Consider the following 15,985-nt stretch of genomic DNA (forward strand, 5'->3'; position numbering starts at 1 on the left):
CCCTCGCGCGGGGCTCCTGCTACTCGGAGAGGGCCATGCTCGTCTGGCGCAGCCGGCGGGTGAGCTCGCTGATCAGCTCGAGGGCGATGTCGGGGTAGGTCGTGATGAGCGCCTTGATGTCCCAACTGGCGAGGACGAGGCACTTCGTCGGCGTCACGGCGACGACGTCGGCCGACCGCGGCTGGCCATCGAGCACCGCCATCTCCCCGAAGAACTGGCCCGCGCCGAGGCGGGACAGGACCTTTGTTCCCTTGCGCACCTCGACCTGTCCGTCCAGGATGAGGAAGAATCCGACCTTGCTTCGGTCCCCTTCCCTCACGATCGCCGTCCCGGGCGGGAACTCCATCTCCTTCGCCGTCCGCACCACCGCCTGGAGATGTTTCTCGCTGAAGGACGAGAACAACGGGACATCCTTGAGTAGCTCGATCGCGTTCTTGGCCATCGGATTCCTCCTATCCAGTGTGGAAGGATGGTAGCGCTTCCGGTTCCTTCGCACAACCAGAGCACGGGTCCCGGGGAGGAACTGCTGTGGGGACAGGAACGCGCGGTTGAGGGCGCAGAGGGGCGCGGCTAAGATGGGCTCGTTGGGGTCCGTGGCTCAGGTGGTTAGAGCGCGCGCCTGATAAGCGCGAGGTCCCTGGTTCGAGTCCAGGCGGGCCCACCAGAGGCGGTGAGCGGGGCGCCACTTCACAGGAACTCCACCGCCGTCAGATCGGGCAGAACGGCATCGGCAACGGGCGCCAGGTCCTCCTCCTTCCCCAGTCCGGTCAGCACACCCACCGTAAGCTGGCACCCCGCAGCGCGCCCGGCCGCGAGGTCGCTCGCCGTGTCCCCCACCATCACCGTCTCCCCCGGGGCGAGACGGAGGGCGCGGCAGGCGGTGAGGAGGGGTTCCGGGCTCGGCTTGCGCTCCGCACACATCTCGAGCCCGATCACCGCGTCGAGAAGCTCCGCCCATCCCAACGCCGCCAGGTGGTGCTGTGCCGCCGCACCTGCGTCGTGGGTGACGATCGCCGTGCGACCTCCCGCCCGTCGGATCGCCCGCAGCCCCTCTTCCGCCCCGGGGGTGGGACGGAGGTAGCGCTCAAAGGGGAACGCTTCATCCACCTCGCGGAACGCCCGCGCCACCAGGGATCGCATCTTCGCCCGTTCCCCTTTCCCGTCCTTGGCGAGGTAGAGGGCGGTCGCCTCCTCGGCGTCGGCGCGGGGAACGGGGATGAGGCCCCCGGTCGCGTCCTCGGGCCGCGCCGGGTCAAGCCCCATGAACCGCCGCAGCGCGGCGTGCTCGAGCTCAGTCAACCTAAGGGCCGCCGCGATCCGTCGTGCTCGCTCTGCCATCACCGCCCGCCAGTGATCGAAGGTGAGTAGGGTCCCATCCTTGTCGAACAGAAACCCCGATGCGGAACACGGACGGCCGGAAACCACGAAATGCACGGACATGGGCGAATGGTACCCCGGGCGGAGGGTCAAGTTCTGCCGTCCCCAGGACCTGGGTCCCTACCGCGGCGGGCGGCACCGGCTAGGCTGAGCCGCCCCATGACGAACCACTTCAAAGCCGCGTTCCTCGCCCTGATCATCGGGTTGGTAGCGCTCCACTGGTGGGGACAGGCCCCAGCACCGGCTGTGCTCAGCTCCCCCGCTCCTCCGACAGCCTCGCTCCACGGCCGCCGGGGCGTGTACCTCACCGCCTATGCCGCGAGCCAGGTCGGGTTCTTGGACGAGGTCCTCGACAAGCTGGCCCAGTACGGGCTCAACACAGTCGTCGTGGACGTGAAGAACAACCACGGTGAGGTGTGCTATCCGTCCCAGGTGGCCCTCGCCCGCCAGTGTGGGGCAGTGAAGCCGCTCCTCGACCTCCCGGCCCTCGTTCGGACGGTCCACGCCCGGGGGATGTACGCGATCGCCCGCCAGGTGGTGTTCTACGACCCGTTCCTCGCACGCCACCTCGGCCTCACCACCGCACCGTGGGTCCTGCCCACCGTCGCAGCGGCGACCGCCTATAACCTGGACCTCGCCGCCGAAGTCGTGAAAGCGGGGTTCGATGAGATCCAATTTGACTACATCCGATTCCCGGACGATGGGCCGATCGGCCCCGACTACTCCCCCCGCTGTCAGGCGGTGGAGGCGTTCCTCGCCCAGGCCCGCTCCCGTCTGGATCTGCCGCTATCGGTGGACGTGTACGGGCGAGTGACGTTCCCCTGGAACGCCCATCGCAGCGATCCGATCGGGCAACACCTCGAGGGGATGGCGCGTTGGGTGGACAGTGTCTCCCCCATGCTCTACCCGTCCCACTACGTGGAGCGCGCGTTCAAGGACGATCCGTATGGGACGGTCCTCCAAGCGCTCGTCGACAGCACAGCGCGCACCACGACCCCCATCCGCCCCTACCTCCAGGCGTTCGAGATGGCGATCCCGGGCGGGATGAGCATGGCGGACTACATCTCCGCCCAGATCCGCGCCGCGGAGGAGGGAGGGGCAGACGGCTACCTCTTCTGGAACCCGCGGGCGGACTACACGGCACTATGGCAGGCCTTGGCGGGCCGGCAAGGGTAGCGTCGCGACGAACTTGGAGCCTGACCCGACGGCCCTCAGGTGGGCCGCGAGGAGCCCGGACACGAAGAGGAAGGCGGCCCCGTGGGCCGCCTCATACCACCGTGGATCCCACTCCATTAGGACTGGCACTTCTCCTTCAGCCCCTCCAGGTCCTTGATCACGATCTGGTAGCGGCGCTTGTCGAGGATCCCCTCCCGTTCGAACCTGTTCAGGACCACGGTCGTATTCTCCCGCGCCGACCCGATCATCTCCGCGAGGTCGCGGTGGGTCAGGCGGAACCCGATCATGATCCCGCTCTTGGTCTTCACCCCGTATTCGTTCGACAGGCGGAGAAGCTGCCGCGATAGCCGGGTCTGGATATCGCGGAATGCGAGGTCCTCCACGATCTCCTCGAGTTCTTGCACCCACAGCCCGAACACCCCCAACAGGGCGGAGTACACCTCCGGCCGCTGCCGGGCCGCGAGGAGGAAGGCATCCTTCTCGACGCGGACGAGCTCGGTATCCTCGAGCGCCTCGGCATGATGGCGGCGCCGCTTCTCCCCCACGATGGCCATCTGCCCAAACACCTCGCCCGGGCCCCGGAGGGCAAGCGTGATCCGCTTCCCCGATGGATGAAGGTAGGAAAGCTTCACCCGCCCCTCCTCGACGAGGTACATCGCAGTACTGGGGGTCCCCGGGTGGTACACGGTCTCACGGGCCAGCACCCGCAGCCGATCCCCTGTGGTCCAGATGGGGTCATCCCGTGTGAGAAGGTTCCTCGTTTGGGTGGTTTCCATAGTGACGCCAGCCTACCCTAGGGGGGGAAGGGAACGGAAGGAATCGGGGTGCCTTGGAAGGGACTCCTCGGACTCCCCAAGGAAGAAGCGCGTCCATCGTGGGACGCGCGGATGTGCTGTGAACAGGGGGACGACGGGCCCTATCGGGCGGGAAGACTGGGTGTTACCAAAGTTACTCCCTAGAAAGGAGGTGATCCAGCTGCACGTTCCCGTACCGCTACCTTGTTACGACTTCGCCCCTCTCATGAAGGACACCCTCGGCGCCCTCATCGGACGACTTCAGGTACCCCCCACTCGGTTGGCGTGACGGGCGGTGTGTACAAGCCCCGAGTACGTATTCACCGCGGTGTGGCTGACCCGCGATTACTAGCGATTCCGGCTTCATGCAGGCAGGTTGCAGCCTGCAATCCGAACCATGCCCAGTTTTGATGGGATTGGCTCCCCCTTGCGGGTTGGCGACCCATTGTGCTGGGCACTGTAGCATGTGTGTAGCCCCGGACATAAGGGCCATGAGGACTTGACATCATCCCCTCCTTCCTCCGGCTATTCGCCGGCAGTCCCGCCTGAGTCCCCGGCACCCCGAAGGGTCCGTTGGCAACGGGCGGCAGGGGTTGCGCTCGTTTCAGGACTTAACCCAACATCCCACGACACGAGCTGACGACAGCCATGCAGCACCTGTGCTGGTTCCCAAGCGCCCGAAGGCCATGGGTCCCTTCCCTTTCGGGTCGGTACCACCAGCATGTCAAGCCCGGGTAAGGTTCTTCGGTTTGCATCGAATTGAACCACATGCTCCACCGCTTGTGCGGGGCCCCGTCAATTCCCTTGAGTTTTAGCCTTGCGGCCGTACTACCCAGGCGGTGGGCTTAACGCGTTAGCTGCGGCACCAAGCGACTGCTCGCCCGACACCTAGCCCACATCGTTTAGGGCGTGGACTACCCGGGTATCTAATCCGGTTTGCTCCCCACGCTTTCGCGCCTCAGCGTCAGGAACGACCCAGAAGGTTGCCTTCGCCATCGGGATACCGACCGGTATCTACGCATTCCACCGCTACTCCGGTCGTTCCACCTTCCTCTGCCGTCCTCCAGCCTGACAGTTTCGCCCGACCTCCCCCAGTTGAGCCGGGGGCTTTCACAGGCGACTTGCCAAACCGCCTACGCGCCCTTTACGCCCAGTGAATCCGGGTAACGCTCGCCACCTACGTCTTACCGCGGCTGCTGGCACGTAGTTAGCCGTGGCTTATTCCCAGGGTACCGTCATCGGTGAGGCATTCCCTCCCCACCTTATTCTTCCCCTGGAAAAGCGGTTTACACCCCGAAGGGCTTCGTCCCGCACGCGGCGTCGCTGGGTCAGGCTTTCGCCCATTGCCCAAGATTCCCCACTGCTGCCTCCCGTAGGAGTCGGAGCCGTGTCTCAGTCCCCATGTGGGGGGCCACCCTCTCAGGCCCCCTACCCGTCGTTGCCACGGTGGGCCGTTACCCCGCCGTCTAGCTGATGGGCCGCAGCCCCCTCTCCGCGTGGCACCGAAGTGCCTTTACTTCTCAGAGCTTCCGCCCCAAGAAGACCATCGGATATTAGCCCCCCTTTCGGAGGGTTGTCCCCGTCGCGGAGGCAGGTTGGCTACGTGTTACTCACCCGTTTGCCGCTCCGTACTCGCCTCGGCCTTGCGGCTTCGGCAAGCCGATCGCACGACTTGCATGTGTTAGGCGCGCCGCTAGCGTTCACCCTGAGCCGGGATCATACCCTCTCAATTTAGCCTCAAGGGTCCACGATAGGATTCCCGTCTCTCCCTGTCCACTTGTCAAAGACCAGTCTTCCCAACGGATGCCCTTACGGGCAAGGCAAGTATAGTCGGGGGTCGGAACCCGGTCAAGGCATCCCCTGTGGAAAACCATGGGTCACGTGTCCGCGGGGCTCGGGACAGATGTCCAAAAGGTGGGGCAGTGAGCCCGTTTTGCGGGCCACGTCGTTATCCCCAGGTCTTTCCCCAATGGGATGTGCCGCCACGCACCCTCGGGGGGGCCTTGGGCGTTTCCCGGATGGCGCTCCGACCGCGAGGCCGCAGAATGGTCGCGATGCGGGCACTGGTGACCGGAGCGGGGGGGTTCATCGGAGCGAACGTCGTGCGGGCGCTCCTCGGACGGGGGTACGAGGTACGGGCCCTCGTGCGCCCGGGAGCGGAGGTGGCGAACCTCCGGGGCCTCGCCGTGGAGCAGGCGTACGGGGATGTGCGGGACCCGTCTGCGATGCGCGCCGCCGTCGTTGGATGTGACCTCGTATTCCACGTTGCCGCTCTGTACGCGTTGTGGGTCCGCCCACGGCGGCCCGTCTACGAGACGAACGTGGATGGGACACGCCAGGTCCTCCGCGCGGCGTGGGAGGCGAGGGTGGAGCGGGTCGTGTACACGAGCTCGGTGGCCGCCCTCGGCCTGCGGGAGGACGGCCGTCCGGCGGACGAGACAACACCTGCCAACCGGAGGTCCCTCGTCGGGGACTACAAAAGGAGCAAGTACCTCGCCCAGATGGTCGCCGCCGAGTTCGCGGCGCGCGGGCTCCCCGTGGTCATCGTGAACCCGAGCTTCCCCGTCGGGCCGTACGACCGTAAGCCGACCCCCACCGGCCAGGTGATCGTGGACTTCCTCAACGGACGGATGCCGGCCTACGTGGACACCGGAATGAACGTGGTGGCGGTGGAGGACGTGGCACTGGGCCATGTCCTCGCCGCGGAAAAGGGGCGACCGGGGGAGTGCTACATCCTCGGAGGGGAGAACCTCCCGATGCGGGACCTCCTCCACCTCCTCGCCGCAGCGAGCGGACTCCCCGCACCGCGGGTGGGCCTGCCCTCTTTTCCCCTCGTCCCCCTCGCCTACCTCAACGCAGCGTGGGGTGCCCTGACCGGGACGGTCCCCCGGCTCACCCCAGACACGGTGCGGATGGCGCGCCACCGGATGTTCTACGATCCGGGCAAGGCAGTGCGCGAGCTCGGGCTCCCCCAGACGCCGGCCCGGGAGGCGCTCCGACGGGCGGTGGCGTGGTTCCAGGACAACGGGTACGTCAAGGTATCCCGGCACGGAGGAGGGCGAGCGCCGCGTCGAGGTTGACCTCCGTATCCACGCACCCGTCGCGGGATAGGGGGACGACCGCAACGAAGGGGGGCGCGGGGCCGAGATCGGCCAGGGCCTCCTCCCCTTCCCGGAGTTCCTTGGCGCAGGCGATGGCGACCACGGCCCGCGGGCGGACCTCGCGCACGAACCGCAGGGCGAGCGCCCCGCCGGGGGCGACACAGACCCCCTTGTAGCCGAGGCGGAGGGCTTCCGTGCGCAGGGACCGGATCCCACAACGCTCCCCACAGTCCTCCGGGCACTGAAACCCGTCGCGCGACGAGCGGCCGGGACAGGTCTGACTCGGGCGCAGGCAGTGCGGGAGGAGGAGCACACGCTCCGCCGGCGGGATCCCCGCGAGCCCGGCCTCACCCATGGCCGAAGGCCTGGACCGTGACCTCCCGTTCCCGCGGCCGGTCCAGCTCCACGAGGAACACCCGCTGCCACCGTCCGAGGACGAGCTTCCCGTCCTCAATCGGGATCGCCTCGCTCGATCCCAGGAGGAGGTGCTGGCAGTGGGCGTGGGCGTTGGGGCACTCGTCGGGCGTCATGTTGTGCGTGCGGATGGTGAAGTCGTTGTGCCGGTAGTAGAGGTCGCGCGGGGCGACCCGCTTCAAGAACTCCTCCATGTCCGAGATGAGAAGGGGCTCGTTCTCGTTCACCCGGATGGCCGCGGTTGTGTGGCGACAAAACACGAGGGCGAACCCGTCCCGGACGCCGCTTTCGCGGACGAGCTGCTCCACCTGGTCGGTGATGTCGATGAACTGCGGCGCCCGTTCCGTGGGGACCGTGAACGTCGCCCGTCGCAGGATCGGCCCGGCGTAGGTGGGGTTCATGGCTCCCCCCTCGGCCCGCGTAGGCGAGCGATCACGGCCTGGACGGCCTCATCGGGGGTCGAGGCCCCCGCCGTGACCCCGACGCGGGACAACCCCGTAAGCCACTCCGGGTGGATCTCGTCCTCCGACTCGATGAAGTGGGTGCGCACGCCGGTCGCGCGGACGACCTCTGCCAGGCGACGGGTGTTGGCCGAGTTCCGGGAGCCGACCACGAAGATCGCCTCCACCTGCCGCGCCAGGTCCTGGGCCGCTTGGTAGCGCCGCCCCGTCTCCGGGCACGTCGTGTCCACCACCTGCAGCTCGCGGAGCGCCCCGCGCTCCCGACCGACCACGGCCTGCACGAACTCCCAGAACGCCTCCCTCTCCTTCGTCGTCTGGGAGACGATCGCCAGGCGCCCGGCCCGGGCCAAGGGGGAATCCGACGGGACAAGCGTCGCGTGCCCGTTCCCCCCTGCCCACGCCAGGAGACCCTGCACCTCGGGGTGCGTCGCCTCACCGTAGATGAGGACGGTGAACCCCCCCTCGCTCAGGCGGTGGACCTCTTCCTGGGCGCGCTTCACGATCGGGCACGTCGTGTCCACCAGGCCCAACCCCCGCCGGTGGATCTCCTCGACCACGTTCGGCCCCGCCCCGTGGGCGGTGATGGCCACGGCGGAGGTCGCCACCTCGTCCAACGAGCGCACCCCTTGAGCCCCACGGGAGGCGAGCCGATCCACGACCCGCGCGTTGTGGACGATCGCCCCCAGGGTGGCGAGCGGCCCCCGCTCGCGGAGGTGCTCCTCCACCATCTCCACTGCCCGCCGCACCCCCGGGCAGAACCCGTACACGCGGGCAAGCTCGATCTCGATCATTGTCCCTCCCGGGCCCGGCCGAGGGCCATCAATGGGAACACGTGCCGGTAGAGGTGGTAGCGGATCATGAAGTCAGTGGGGAAGCCAGTCCCCGTGAAGTAGGGCTCGTCCCAGGTGCCGTCCTCGCGCTGGGTGCGGACGAGGTAAGCGATCCCCCGTCGGACGGCCTCGCCTTCTTCCTCCCCGGCGGCGAGGAGGGCGAGGAGGGCCCACGCGGTTTGGGAGGCGCAGGACGGCCCGCGTCCCCTGAGCTCCGGCTCATGGTAAGAGAGGACGTCCTCCCCCCAGCCGCCGTCCTCGTTCTGGCGGGCGAGGAGCCAGCCCACCGCCCTCCTCACCCGCGGATCGTCCAGGGGAAACCCGCAAGCCTGCAGGGCCGGGAGGACGTACCCTGTCCCGTAGATGAAGTTGACCCCCCAGCGGCCGTACCAGGGGCCGTCCGGCTCTTCCTCCCGGAACATGTACCGGAGGGCCCGGTCGAGGGGCCGGAACCCCGGCCGGTACCCCATCCTCCCCAGGAACTCCACGATGTGGGCGGTGACGTCGACCGACGGGGGATCCACGAGCTCACCGAAGTCGGCGAACGGGATCTCCCGGAGGAAGACCTGGGTGTTGTTCCGGTCAAACGCTCCCCAGCCCCCGTTCCTAGACTGCATCCCAAGGAGCCAGTCCCGCCCTCGGGAGAGGGCGAACTCCTTGGCCTCCTCCGAGAGCTCGGTCCCCTGGAGGGCCATCAACACCACGGAGGTGTCATCGGTGTCGGGGTAGATGTCGTTATCGAACTCGAACGCCCACCCGCCGGGACGGGCCGTGCACTTCACCTGCCAGTCGCCCCCCACGAAGATCTGCTCCCCGAGGAGCCATTCCCCGGCCTTGACCAGGGCCGGGTGGTCCTCCGGGAGTCCGGCGTCGTGGAGGGCGATCATCGCCAGGCCGGTATCCCACACCGGGGAGATGCAGGACTGGAGGCGCCATGTCCCCTCCTCCTCGATGGCGTACCGGTCAAATCCAGCGACGCCCTTTCGCATCACCGGGGATTCCCAGGGATGGCCCAGGGCATGGAGGGCGATGAGGGAGTACACCCACGGCGGCTGGATCCCGCCCCAGCAGCCGTCCGCCTCCTGCCTCTCCACAATCCACTCCTCGGCCCGCTTCAGGGCGAGGCGTCGCAGGGGCCGGATGTGCGCCCGCTCGTAGGCCCGGAGGAGCTTATCCGCCGCGGAGAAGAACCGCCCCCAGGCGCTCTTCTTGCGGGGAAGAGAGTGGTCGGCATTTCCCCTGCCCCTTAGGAAGAGCTCGTCGATCCGGGCATGCTCGGGGATGGGGTAAACCGGCCGCTTGACCCGCAGGATGGCCAGGGGGAGGATCGTCCCCCGGGCCCAGGAGGCAAACGAGTACAGGTTCACCGGGAACCAGGAGGGGAGGAGGACGAGCTCCGGGGGAAGCATGGGGGTGGCCTCCCAGGGCCACTCCCCGAGGAGCGCTAGCCAGATCTTGGTGAACACCCGGGCCTTCTCCACCCCTCCCTGGGAGAGGATCCACCCCCGGGCCCATTCCATCTCCTCGGAGGCGGGATCGACCCCGGCCAGCTTCAGGGCGAGGTAGGCCTCCACCGTGGTAGAGAGGTCCCCCGGCCCGCCGTACCAGTTGGCCCAGCTCCCGTCCTCCCGCTCCTGTCCTAGGATGTAGCGGGCGATCTTGTCCCACAGCTCCGGGGAGCCGACCCCGAGGATGTGGGTGAGGAAGAGGTGTTCGGCGGTGATGGTGGCGTTGGACTCGAGCTCCCCCCAGAAGTAGCCCGCGGGGTATTGGTGGGAAAGGAGCCAGCCTACCGCCCGGTCGATCGCGTGGTCGAGCCCGGCGACGGGAGCATGGTCAGGCATGGGCGCTCACCTCGGCACGGACGATCCGCACGAGCTCTTTGACGAGCTTCTCCTCCGGGACTCTGGGGAGGACGACCTTCCCGTGGGCGTACACCGTCCCGTAGCCCTTCCCTCCCAGGATCCCGCAGTCCGCCCGCCCCACCTCGCCAAGCCCGTTCACCGGGCAGCCCATGATGGCGATGGAGACCGGCTCAGCGACATCAGATAGGGCCTGTCGCACCGCCGCGGCGATCCCGGCGATGTCGATCCCGGTCCGGCCGCAGGTGGGACAGACAACAAAGGAGGGCCCCCGCCTTCGGAGCCCGAGGGATTTCAGGATCTCCCACGCCGCCTCCACCTCCCGCACCGGATCCCCGGGGAGGGAGACCCGGATGGTGTCCCCGATCCCTTGCGCGAGGAGGATCCCGATCCCGACCGCAGAGCGGATCGCCCCTTCCCACTCCGTCCCTGCCTCGGTGATCCCGAGGTGCAGCGGCCAATCCCCCTCCTTTGCCACGAGCTGGGTGGCCTCCACCGTGAGGGGCACGTCGTGCGCCTTGAGGGAGATGACGATGTCCCGGAACCCCACCCCTTCCAGCAACGAGACCTCCCACAGGGCGGCCTCGGCCATCCCCTCCGGGGTGACCTCTCCTCGTTTCAGAAATCTCTCGTCGAGGGAGCCGGCGTTCACCCCGATCCTTATCGGCACCCCCTGATCCGAGGCGGCTGCCGCCACCTCCCGAACCTTCTTGGGATCGCGGATGTTCCCGGGGTTGAGGCGCAGCTTATCCGCTCCGGCCGCGAGGGCCGCGAGGGCCAGTCGGTGATCGTAGTGGATGTCGGCTGCGAGGGGGAGGCTCGCCTCCTTCTTGATCTCCCGAATGGCGTGGGCCGCGGACATATCGGGGACAGCGACCCGCACCAGCTCGCATCCGGCCCGCGCCAGGGCCGAGATCTGGGCCACCGTGGCCCGGACGTCCTGGGTGTCGGTGGTGGTCATGGACTGGACCACAACCGGGTTCCCACCCCCGATCGCGACCCCGCCCACCCGGACGACGCGGGTCATCGCCCCTCCAGGATCGGGACCAGTGCGGACGCGGCCTGGCCTAACTTCCGCGCCGCGGCGACCGCCCGTCCCGTCCACCGGACGGGGAACTGCGATACGTCCTCCCACAGCTCGTCGAGGATGACCCTCACCACGAGGAACGGAATCCCCCGGCCGGCGAACTCCTCCGCAAGGTGGGCCGATTCCATGTCCACCGCCAGGGCATCCAGCCCGAGGCGGGCCTTCTCCGCCGGGTCGGCGGGCTGCGCCACGGTGGCCACGGCCCCCACGGTGGCGCCCGGGAGCGCCCTCTGTGCACGCACAATGAGCGCACGGTCGAGCGGGATCGGATCGCGGCCATCGGACACGATGCCCTCCACGAGGACGAGCGACCCCGCGCCCAGGGAGGCATGGGTCGCGCCGGAGAACCCGATGATGACGGCCCCTGCCGGACGGTGCTCGCTCAACCACGCGCCAACCCGGCCCCTCCCTCCGGCCCCTACCCCCGCCCGCAGCTGAGGGCGGGGGGCGAAGAGGAGTTCCGTCCCCAGCGCGGCCACGGTGAGGATCATCGCCCCCTCCGGAGGAGTCTCCACGGGTGGGAGAGGAGATCGAACACGCTCGCCGGCTCGAAGCCGGCATGGAGCATGCACCCCGCGCAGCGGGGGTCGTTCCCCGGCCCGTAGCGGGTCCACAGCTCCGGATCGAGGACCTCCCCAAGGTCGGGCGTGTGCCGATCGGCGATGAGGTAACAGGGGACCCGCCACCCGAGGACCGTATAGGTGGGAATGGCCCACGCCGCGCAGGGGTAGGTCACCTCCCCCCGCAGGAAGTCGAGGAACAGGGGGTTATCGTAGAATGGGAACTTCTCCCCATCGAGGATCTCCCGAAACACGCGCACCGCCTCTTCCCGCTTGAGGAAGAGCTCCCGCTCCGGCACCTGCTCGTAGGCATAGCCCGGGGAGAGCATGATCCCCTCCACCCCCAGCCCAGCCAAGGTGCGGAAGAGCTCGTGGAGGTCGGCAGGATCGGAGCCGTGGAACGCGGTCGTGTTCGTCGCCACCCGGAACCCCTTCTCGCGGGCGGCCGCGATCGCCGCCACCGCCTCGGCATAGGCCCCGGGGTGGCCCGTCACCTCGTCGTGGACGCGGGCCGTGCCGTCGAGGTGGACGACGAAACACAGCCGCTTGTCGGGCCGGAATCGGGGGAGGGATCTCCGGAGGAGGAGGCCGTTCGTGCACAGGAAGATCCATCGCCCCTGTCCAATGAGACCTTCGACGATGCCCGCGATCTGGGGATGGAGGAGGGGCTCCCCACCGGAGACGGACACGACAGGAGCCCCGGCGCGGTGGGCTACGTCCAAGGCCTCCTCGACCGGCATGAGGCGCTCCATGACGCCGGTGTACTCGCGCACTCGGCCGCAACCGGCGCAGCGCAGGTTGCACGCCTCGAGGGGCTCGAGCATGAGGACCATCGGGAACAAGCGGCCCTTCCCCGGCCAGCTCCGGCGGGGGAGGAGGTAACGGGCCAATTCCACCGTCATCGCCAGGGGGCGGCTCATCTCACCCGGGCGGCGAGCCCACGACAGAGGTCCCGGAACGCCGCCCGGGCCCAGCCCGGCCAGGGGAGAGCTCCCGCCCTCTCCTCGGCCACAGTGAGCAGCCGTTCCGCCTTGGCAGCGGTCGCCTCGTCCGCCCCCAGCTCGGCCAGGCGCGCCCGGGCCTCGTCCGGGGTCCCCTCGTTGAGGAGGGTGGAAAAAGAAGGATCCCGCTCCAGCGCCCACGCGATCGGGAACGAGCGCTTCCCCCGTACGAGGTCCGCCCCCACCGCCTTCCCGAACTCGCGCGGATCGCCCCACAGGCCAAGCCAATCATCCCGCAGCTGGAACGCCACCCCGAGGGCCTCCCCGGTCGCACGGTGGGCGAGGGCGAGATCGGGGCGGCGGGCCGCGATCGCCCCCAGTTCGAGGGCACACCCGAGAAGGGCCCCCGTCTTGCCACGGGCCATCTCCAGGTACAGGTCTGTCCCCGCGCACATCCCCTCGAGCTCTAGGTCGCGGGCTTGCCCCCCGACCATCGCCACCGTGGCGGTGGCGAGGGAGGCGACCGCGCGCGCCACCCCCTCCGCGGGGATGTCCGCCTGGGCTGCGGTGCGGAAGGCGAGCGCGAGGAGACCATCCCCGGCATGGATCGCTTGGTGCTCGCCGAGGACCACCCACGCCGTGGGCCGGCCCCGGCGGACCCGATCCCCATCCACGATGTCATCGTGGACGAGGGAGAAGGTGTGGACGAGCTCGATCGCCGTCGCGAGGGGAAGGGCTCCCTCCGGCTCCTCCCCCAGCGCCTCGCAGGCGAAGCACACGAGGGATGGGCGAAGGAGCTTCCCCCCGATCCCTGGCCCCGGCCCACCGTCGGCCCCCACCAGCCCGAGGGGGTAGCCGATGAGCTGCCTCAGGATCCCCTCTCCGGGCACGACCGCGGCGAGGGAGGACGCGATCTCAGTGCGGTACCGCTCAAGGATGTTCATGGCCCCCCTTGTAGTTCGGGATGCAGACGAGCCCCCGGTCGAGCGCTGTGCGGACGAGGGCGGCGGTGGTGTGCGCACCGAGCTTGCGCATCGCCGATGCCTTGTGCGCCCGGACCGTGGCCACGGACCGCGAGAGGAGATGGGCGATCTCCGACGTCTTCTTCCCCTCAGCGACGAGCTGCACCACCTCCCGCTCGCGGGCGGTGAGCGAGGACGCATCCGGCGGAGGCGGGGGCAGGAGGACCTCCCCGCGGGCTGCGCGGCGGACGGCATCCACAAGGGCAGCGGGCGGGTCGCCCTTCAGCACGTACGCCGCTGCCCCGGCCCGCGCTGCCTCGGCCCGCCACTCCGGGTCGTCGAACATCGAAAGCACGACCACCGCCACCCCGCGCTGCCTCAGCCGGCGGCAGAGATCGACCCCGGATAGCTCGGGCAGGGCCGCGTCCAGGATCGCCACATCGGGCGAGGTATCCCGGACGAGCCGCCACCCCTCCCGACCCGACGCCGCTTGGCCCACCACCTCGAACCCGGCCTCGGTCAGGATCCGGGCGATCCCCTCCCGAACGAGGGTGTGGTCGTCCACAATAGCTGTCCTCACGGGGACCATCGTACGGGAAGGCCCCGCGCAGGGGCGATCGGGGGAGCGCACTATCCGCCCCGCTGCAGGGCGCGGGCTCGGAGCTCGGCGGTGGTCCGGCACCCCAGCTTCGCCTTCAGCCCCTCGAGGTGAGACTCCACCGTCTTCACCGAGATCCCGAGCGCGCGGGCGACCTCGCGGTTGGGGAGCCCGGCCGCGAGGAGGCGGAACACCTCCTCCTCGCGGGGGGAAAGGTCACAGGCGGCGGGGAACGGTCCCCGACCGCGGAGGCAGTCCTCGATCGCCCCCCGCAGCTCATCGGGGGAGGCTGCCTTCGAGAGGAACCCATCCGCCCCTGCCCGCGCCGCCTCCCTTCCCAGCCACGGGTCATCGAGGGCGGTGACGGCGAGGACGCGGGACTGAGGGGCTGCCTCCTTCAGCCGGGCCAGGCCGGCAAGCCCTCCACCGGGCATGGCGAGGTCCCACAAGACGAGGTCCGGCCCCTCGCTCTGGGCGAGGCGAATCCCCTCCTCTCCATCAACGGCGAGCCCGACGACGGAGATCCCCTGCCCGGCGAGGAGGCGGGCGAGCCCCTCCCGCACGAGCGGGTGATCATCCACGATCAGGGCGCGGATCATGGCACGGAATCGAGAACGTGACGTGCGTCCCCTTCCCCGGCCCGGAGCGCACGCGGAGCTCCCCGCCGAGGAGGCCCACCCACTCCTTCATCCCGGACAGGCCCAACCCTGACCCGGCTCGCTCCGGGTCGAACCCCTGCCCGTCGTCGGTCACCTCGCCCACGATTCCCCCCCGGGTCCGCGCCAGGCGGATCTCTACCCGCCGCGCCGCGGCGTGGCGCTGCGCGTTCTCCAGCGCCTCCTGGATCACGCGGTACGCTGCCGTCTCCACCTCGGGGGGGAACCTCCTCCCCGGCGGGACGTCCACCTCGACCGCGATCCCCGTCGAGGCTGCGCAGCTCTCCGCCAGCGCCTCCAACGCCGGGCCGAGGCCGAGCTCATCGAGGAGGGGTGGCCGCAGCTCCCGCGCCAGGGTCCGCACTCCGTCCACACTCAGGCTGAGGAGCCGCTCCGCTTCCGCCGGATCCCCGCCCGAGAGGGCCCACCGCGCCGCGGCCAGGGTCTGCCCCAGTTCGTCGTGAAGCCTCCGGGCGATCCTCACCCGCTCCTCCTCGCGGGCCGTGAGGAGCCGCGCGGAGAGCTCAGCCAAGGCCCGCCGCCGCTCCTCGTACATCGTGGCGAACGCCCGCACCGTGAACGCTAGCACCGCGTAGAAGCCGACCCCGCCCACGAGAACGGTCGCGATAACCCGTACCGGATCGCGGTGAGGGGGCACATCCCCCCGAAACGGGAGGTAGTGCGGGATGAGGCCCACCATCTCCAGCACGGCAACGAGGGCGAACCCGAGCAGGGCGAGGCCGGTCACCACATATCCCGCCAGCGGGGGGAGGAAAAAGTTCGCGTAGATCACGGTGAACAGGTAGAACAGGACCCCCATCCACTCCACACCCCCCAGCCGGTGGATGAGGTAGGTCACGAGCACGCTCTCCAGGGCCAGGAACGCAGCGTGCACATTCTGGAGCGAGCGAAGCGTCCGCTGGCGGCGGAGGAGCCACTGGAAGGGCAGGGTGAGGAGGAGCCACGCAAACGGGACGGCGAACACGGGGTTGAACGGGAAGCCCGGCATCCCTAGCACGATCAACGTGACCGCGCAGAACACCGCGAGCGTGACGCGGCGGACGAGGAACGTCCGGTCCACGATCGCCCGCATCTCCCCGAACTCCCGCCCTTCGATCACTGGGTTCATCGGCTGGAGAGAATTGTAACGCTACGGTCCGCATATG

The 15,985-nt window shown here is 69.0% G+C and carries 16 protein-coding genes, 1 tRNA gene and 1 rRNA gene; 3 read left to right on the forward strand and 15 right to left on the reverse strand.

The window, feature by feature from the left end:
* Positions 1-19 precede the first annotated feature (19 nt).
* Entirely contained in the window at positions 20-442 is a 423-nt protein-coding gene (locus tag BARAN1_RS05545) for a cyclic nucleotide-binding domain-containing protein (RefSeq protein WP_122031561.1), read from the reverse strand.
* Positions 443-587: 145 nt separating this feature from the next.
* Between BARAN1_RS05545 and BARAN1_RS05550 the strand changes: the two genes are divergently transcribed.
* Positions 588-664: transfer RNA gene (locus BARAN1_RS05550), tRNA-Ile, on the forward strand.
* A 23-nt stretch (positions 665-687) separates the two neighbouring features.
* On the opposite strand, the gene BARAN1_RS05555 is transcribed toward BARAN1_RS05550, so the two are convergent.
* Positions 688-1,440, reverse strand: coding sequence for an HAD family hydrolase (locus BARAN1_RS05555; protein WP_122031800.1), 753 nt, complete (start codon positions 1,438-1,440; stop codon positions 688-690).
* Between the two features lie 96 nt (positions 1,441-1,536).
* On the opposite strand from BARAN1_RS05555, the gene BARAN1_RS05560 reads away from it, so the two are divergent.
* Positions 1,537-2,553: a putative glycoside hydrolase gene (locus tag BARAN1_RS05560; RefSeq protein ID WP_157959510.1), complete on the forward strand. Its 1,017-nt coding sequence runs from the start codon at positions 1,537-1,539 to the stop codon at positions 2,551-2,553.
* A gap of 116 nt (positions 2,554-2,669) precedes the next feature.
* Here BARAN1_RS05560 and BARAN1_RS05565 read toward each other — a convergent pair whose 3' ends face one another.
* Both BARAN1_RS05565 and BARAN1_RS05570 read right to left on the reverse strand, forming a co-directional pair.
* Positions 2,670-3,329, reverse strand: coding sequence for a Crp/Fnr family transcriptional regulator (locus tag BARAN1_RS05565; protein ID WP_122031563.1), 660 nt, complete (start codon positions 3,327-3,329; stop codon positions 2,670-2,672).
* A gap of 183 nt (positions 3,330-3,512) precedes the next feature.
* Positions 3,513-5,079 (reverse strand): 16S ribosomal RNA (locus tag BARAN1_RS05570).
* A 322-nt stretch (positions 5,080-5,401) separates the two neighbouring features.
* Between BARAN1_RS05570 and hpnA the strand changes: the two genes are divergently transcribed.
* Entirely contained in the window at positions 5,402-6,427 is a 1,026-nt protein-coding gene (hpnA, locus tag BARAN1_RS05575) for a hopanoid-associated sugar epimerase (protein ID WP_122031564.1), read from the forward strand.
* Here the strand turns inward: hpnA and BARAN1_RS05580 are convergent.
* From BARAN1_RS05580 to BARAN1_RS05630, 11 genes are read right to left on the reverse strand one after another with little or no spacing between them, the layout of a single operon-like run.
* Positions 6,381-6,803 (reverse strand): DUF116 domain-containing protein, encoded by a 423-nt coding sequence (locus BARAN1_RS05580; RefSeq protein WP_122031565.1) that lies wholly within the window; start codon positions 6,801-6,803, stop codon positions 6,381-6,383. The genes hpnA and BARAN1_RS05580 overlap by 47 nt on opposite strands.
* A complete protein-coding gene (locus BARAN1_RS05585; RefSeq protein WP_122031566.1) occupies positions 6,796-7,263 on the reverse strand; it encodes a secondary thiamine-phosphate synthase enzyme YjbQ in 468 nt (155 codons plus the stop codon). Before BARAN1_RS05585 ends, BARAN1_RS05580 begins: the two co-directional genes overlap by 8 nt.
* Positions 7,260-8,114, reverse strand: coding sequence for a 4-hydroxy-3-methylbut-2-enyl diphosphate reductase (gene ispH, locus BARAN1_RS05590; protein ID WP_122031567.1), 855 nt, complete (start codon positions 8,112-8,114; stop codon positions 7,260-7,262). Before ispH ends, BARAN1_RS05585 begins: the two co-directional genes overlap by 4 nt.
* The gene (gene shc / locus BARAN1_RS05595; protein ID WP_122031568.1) at positions 8,111-9,997 is read right to left on the reverse strand and encodes a squalene--hopene cyclase; all 1,887 of its coding nucleotides are present in this window, start codon (positions 9,995-9,997) and stop codon (positions 8,111-8,113) included. Before shc ends, ispH begins: the two co-directional genes overlap by 4 nt.
* Positions 9,990-11,042, reverse strand: coding sequence for a flavodoxin-dependent (E)-4-hydroxy-3-methylbut-2-enyl-diphosphate synthase (ispG, locus tag BARAN1_RS05600; protein ID WP_122031569.1), 1,053 nt, complete (start codon positions 11,040-11,042; stop codon positions 9,990-9,992). The genes shc and ispG overlap by 8 nt, the downstream gene beginning before the upstream one ends.
* Positions 11,039-11,593 (reverse strand): nucleoside phosphorylase-I family protein, encoded by a 555-nt coding sequence (locus BARAN1_RS05605; protein ID WP_157959511.1) that lies wholly within the window; start codon positions 11,591-11,593, stop codon positions 11,039-11,041. Before BARAN1_RS05605 ends, ispG begins: the two co-directional genes overlap by 4 nt.
* A complete protein-coding gene (gene hpnH, locus BARAN1_RS05610; protein ID WP_157959512.1) occupies positions 11,590-12,564 on the reverse strand; it encodes an adenosyl-hopene transferase HpnH in 975 nt (324 codons plus the stop codon). Before hpnH ends, BARAN1_RS05605 begins: the two co-directional genes overlap by 4 nt.
* Positions 12,565-12,578: 14 nt before the next feature.
* Complete coding sequence (locus BARAN1_RS05615; protein ID WP_122031572.1) at positions 12,579-13,547, reverse strand: polyprenyl synthetase family protein; 969 nt, start codon at positions 13,545-13,547, stop codon at positions 12,579-12,581.
* A complete protein-coding gene (locus tag BARAN1_RS05620) occupies positions 13,534-14,145 on the reverse strand; it encodes a response regulator transcription factor (protein ID WP_162297758.1) in 612 nt (203 codons plus the stop codon). Before BARAN1_RS05620 ends, BARAN1_RS05615 begins: the two co-directional genes overlap by 14 nt.
* Before the next feature lie 50 nt (positions 14,146-14,195).
* Positions 14,196-14,762 (reverse strand): response regulator transcription factor, encoded by a 567-nt coding sequence (locus BARAN1_RS05625; RefSeq protein ID WP_122031574.1) that lies wholly within the window; start codon positions 14,760-14,762, stop codon positions 14,196-14,198.
* On the reverse strand, positions 14,737-15,948 hold the full coding sequence (locus BARAN1_RS05630; protein WP_122031575.1) for a sensor histidine kinase: 1,212 nt from the start codon (positions 15,946-15,948) through the stop codon (positions 14,737-14,739). Before BARAN1_RS05630 ends, BARAN1_RS05625 begins: the two co-directional genes overlap by 26 nt.
* Positions 15,949-15,985: the final 37 nt, after the last annotated feature.

The organism is Candidatus Bipolaricaulis anaerobius, from assembly GCF_900465355.1.
GTDB lineage: Bacteria > Bipolaricaulota > Bipolaricaulia > Bipolaricaulales > Bipolaricaulaceae > Bipolaricaulis > Bipolaricaulis anaerobius.

Excerpts from the sequence above, each read along its gene's own strand:
- BARAN1_RS05555 (WP_122031800.1), bottom strand. The coding sequence starts at position 1,440 with ATGTCCGTGCATTTCGTGGTTTCCGGCCGTCCGTGTTCCGCATCGGGG.
- BARAN1_RS05560 (WP_157959510.1), top strand. The coding sequence starts at position 1,537 with ATGACGAACCACTTCAAAGCCGCGTTCCTCGCCCTGATCATCGGGTTG.
- BARAN1_RS05580 (WP_122031565.1), bottom strand. The coding sequence starts at position 6,803 with ATGGGTGAGGCCGGGCTCGCGGGGATCCCGCCGGCGGAGCGTGTGCTC.
- hpnA (WP_122031564.1), top strand. The coding sequence starts at position 5,402 with ATGCGGGCACTGGTGACCGGAGCGGGGGGGTTCATCGGAGCGAACGTC.
- hpnH (WP_157959512.1), bottom strand. The coding sequence starts at position 12,564 with ATGACGGTGGAATTGGCCCGTTACCTCCTCCCCCGCCGGAGCTGGCCG.
- BARAN1_RS05615 (WP_122031572.1), bottom strand. The coding sequence starts at position 13,547 with ATGAACATCCTTGAGCGGTACCGCACTGAGATCGCGTCCTCCCTCGCC.
- shc (WP_122031568.1), bottom strand. The coding sequence starts at position 9,997 with ATGCCTGACCATGCTCCCGTCGCCGGGCTCGACCACGCGATCGACCGG.
- ispH (WP_122031567.1), bottom strand. The coding sequence starts at position 8,114 with ATGATCGAGATCGAGCTTGCCCGCGTGTACGGGTTCTGCCCGGGGGTG.
- BARAN1_RS05605 (WP_157959511.1), bottom strand. The coding sequence starts at position 11,593 with ATGATCCTCACCGTGGCCGCGCTGGGGACGGAACTCCTCTTCGCCCCC.
- BARAN1_RS05625 (WP_122031574.1), bottom strand. The coding sequence starts at position 14,762 with ATGATCCGCGCCCTGATCGTGGATGATCACCCGCTCGTGCGGGAGGGG.
- BARAN1_RS05630 (WP_122031575.1), bottom strand. The coding sequence starts at position 15,948 with ATGAACCCAGTGATCGAAGGGCGGGAGTTCGGGGAGATGCGGGCGATC.
- BARAN1_RS05565 (WP_122031563.1), bottom strand. The coding sequence starts at position 3,329 with ATGGAAACCACCCAAACGAGGAACCTTCTCACACGGGATGACCCCATC.
- BARAN1_RS05545 (WP_122031561.1), bottom strand. The coding sequence starts at position 442 with ATGGCCAAGAACGCGATCGAGCTACTCAAGGATGTCCCGTTGTTCTCG.
- ispG (WP_122031569.1), bottom strand. The coding sequence starts at position 11,042 with ATGACCCGCGTCGTCCGGGTGGGCGGGGTCGCGATCGGGGGTGGGAAC.
- BARAN1_RS05585 (WP_122031566.1), bottom strand. The coding sequence starts at position 7,263 with ATGAACCCCACCTACGCCGGGCCGATCCTGCGACGGGCGACGTTCACG.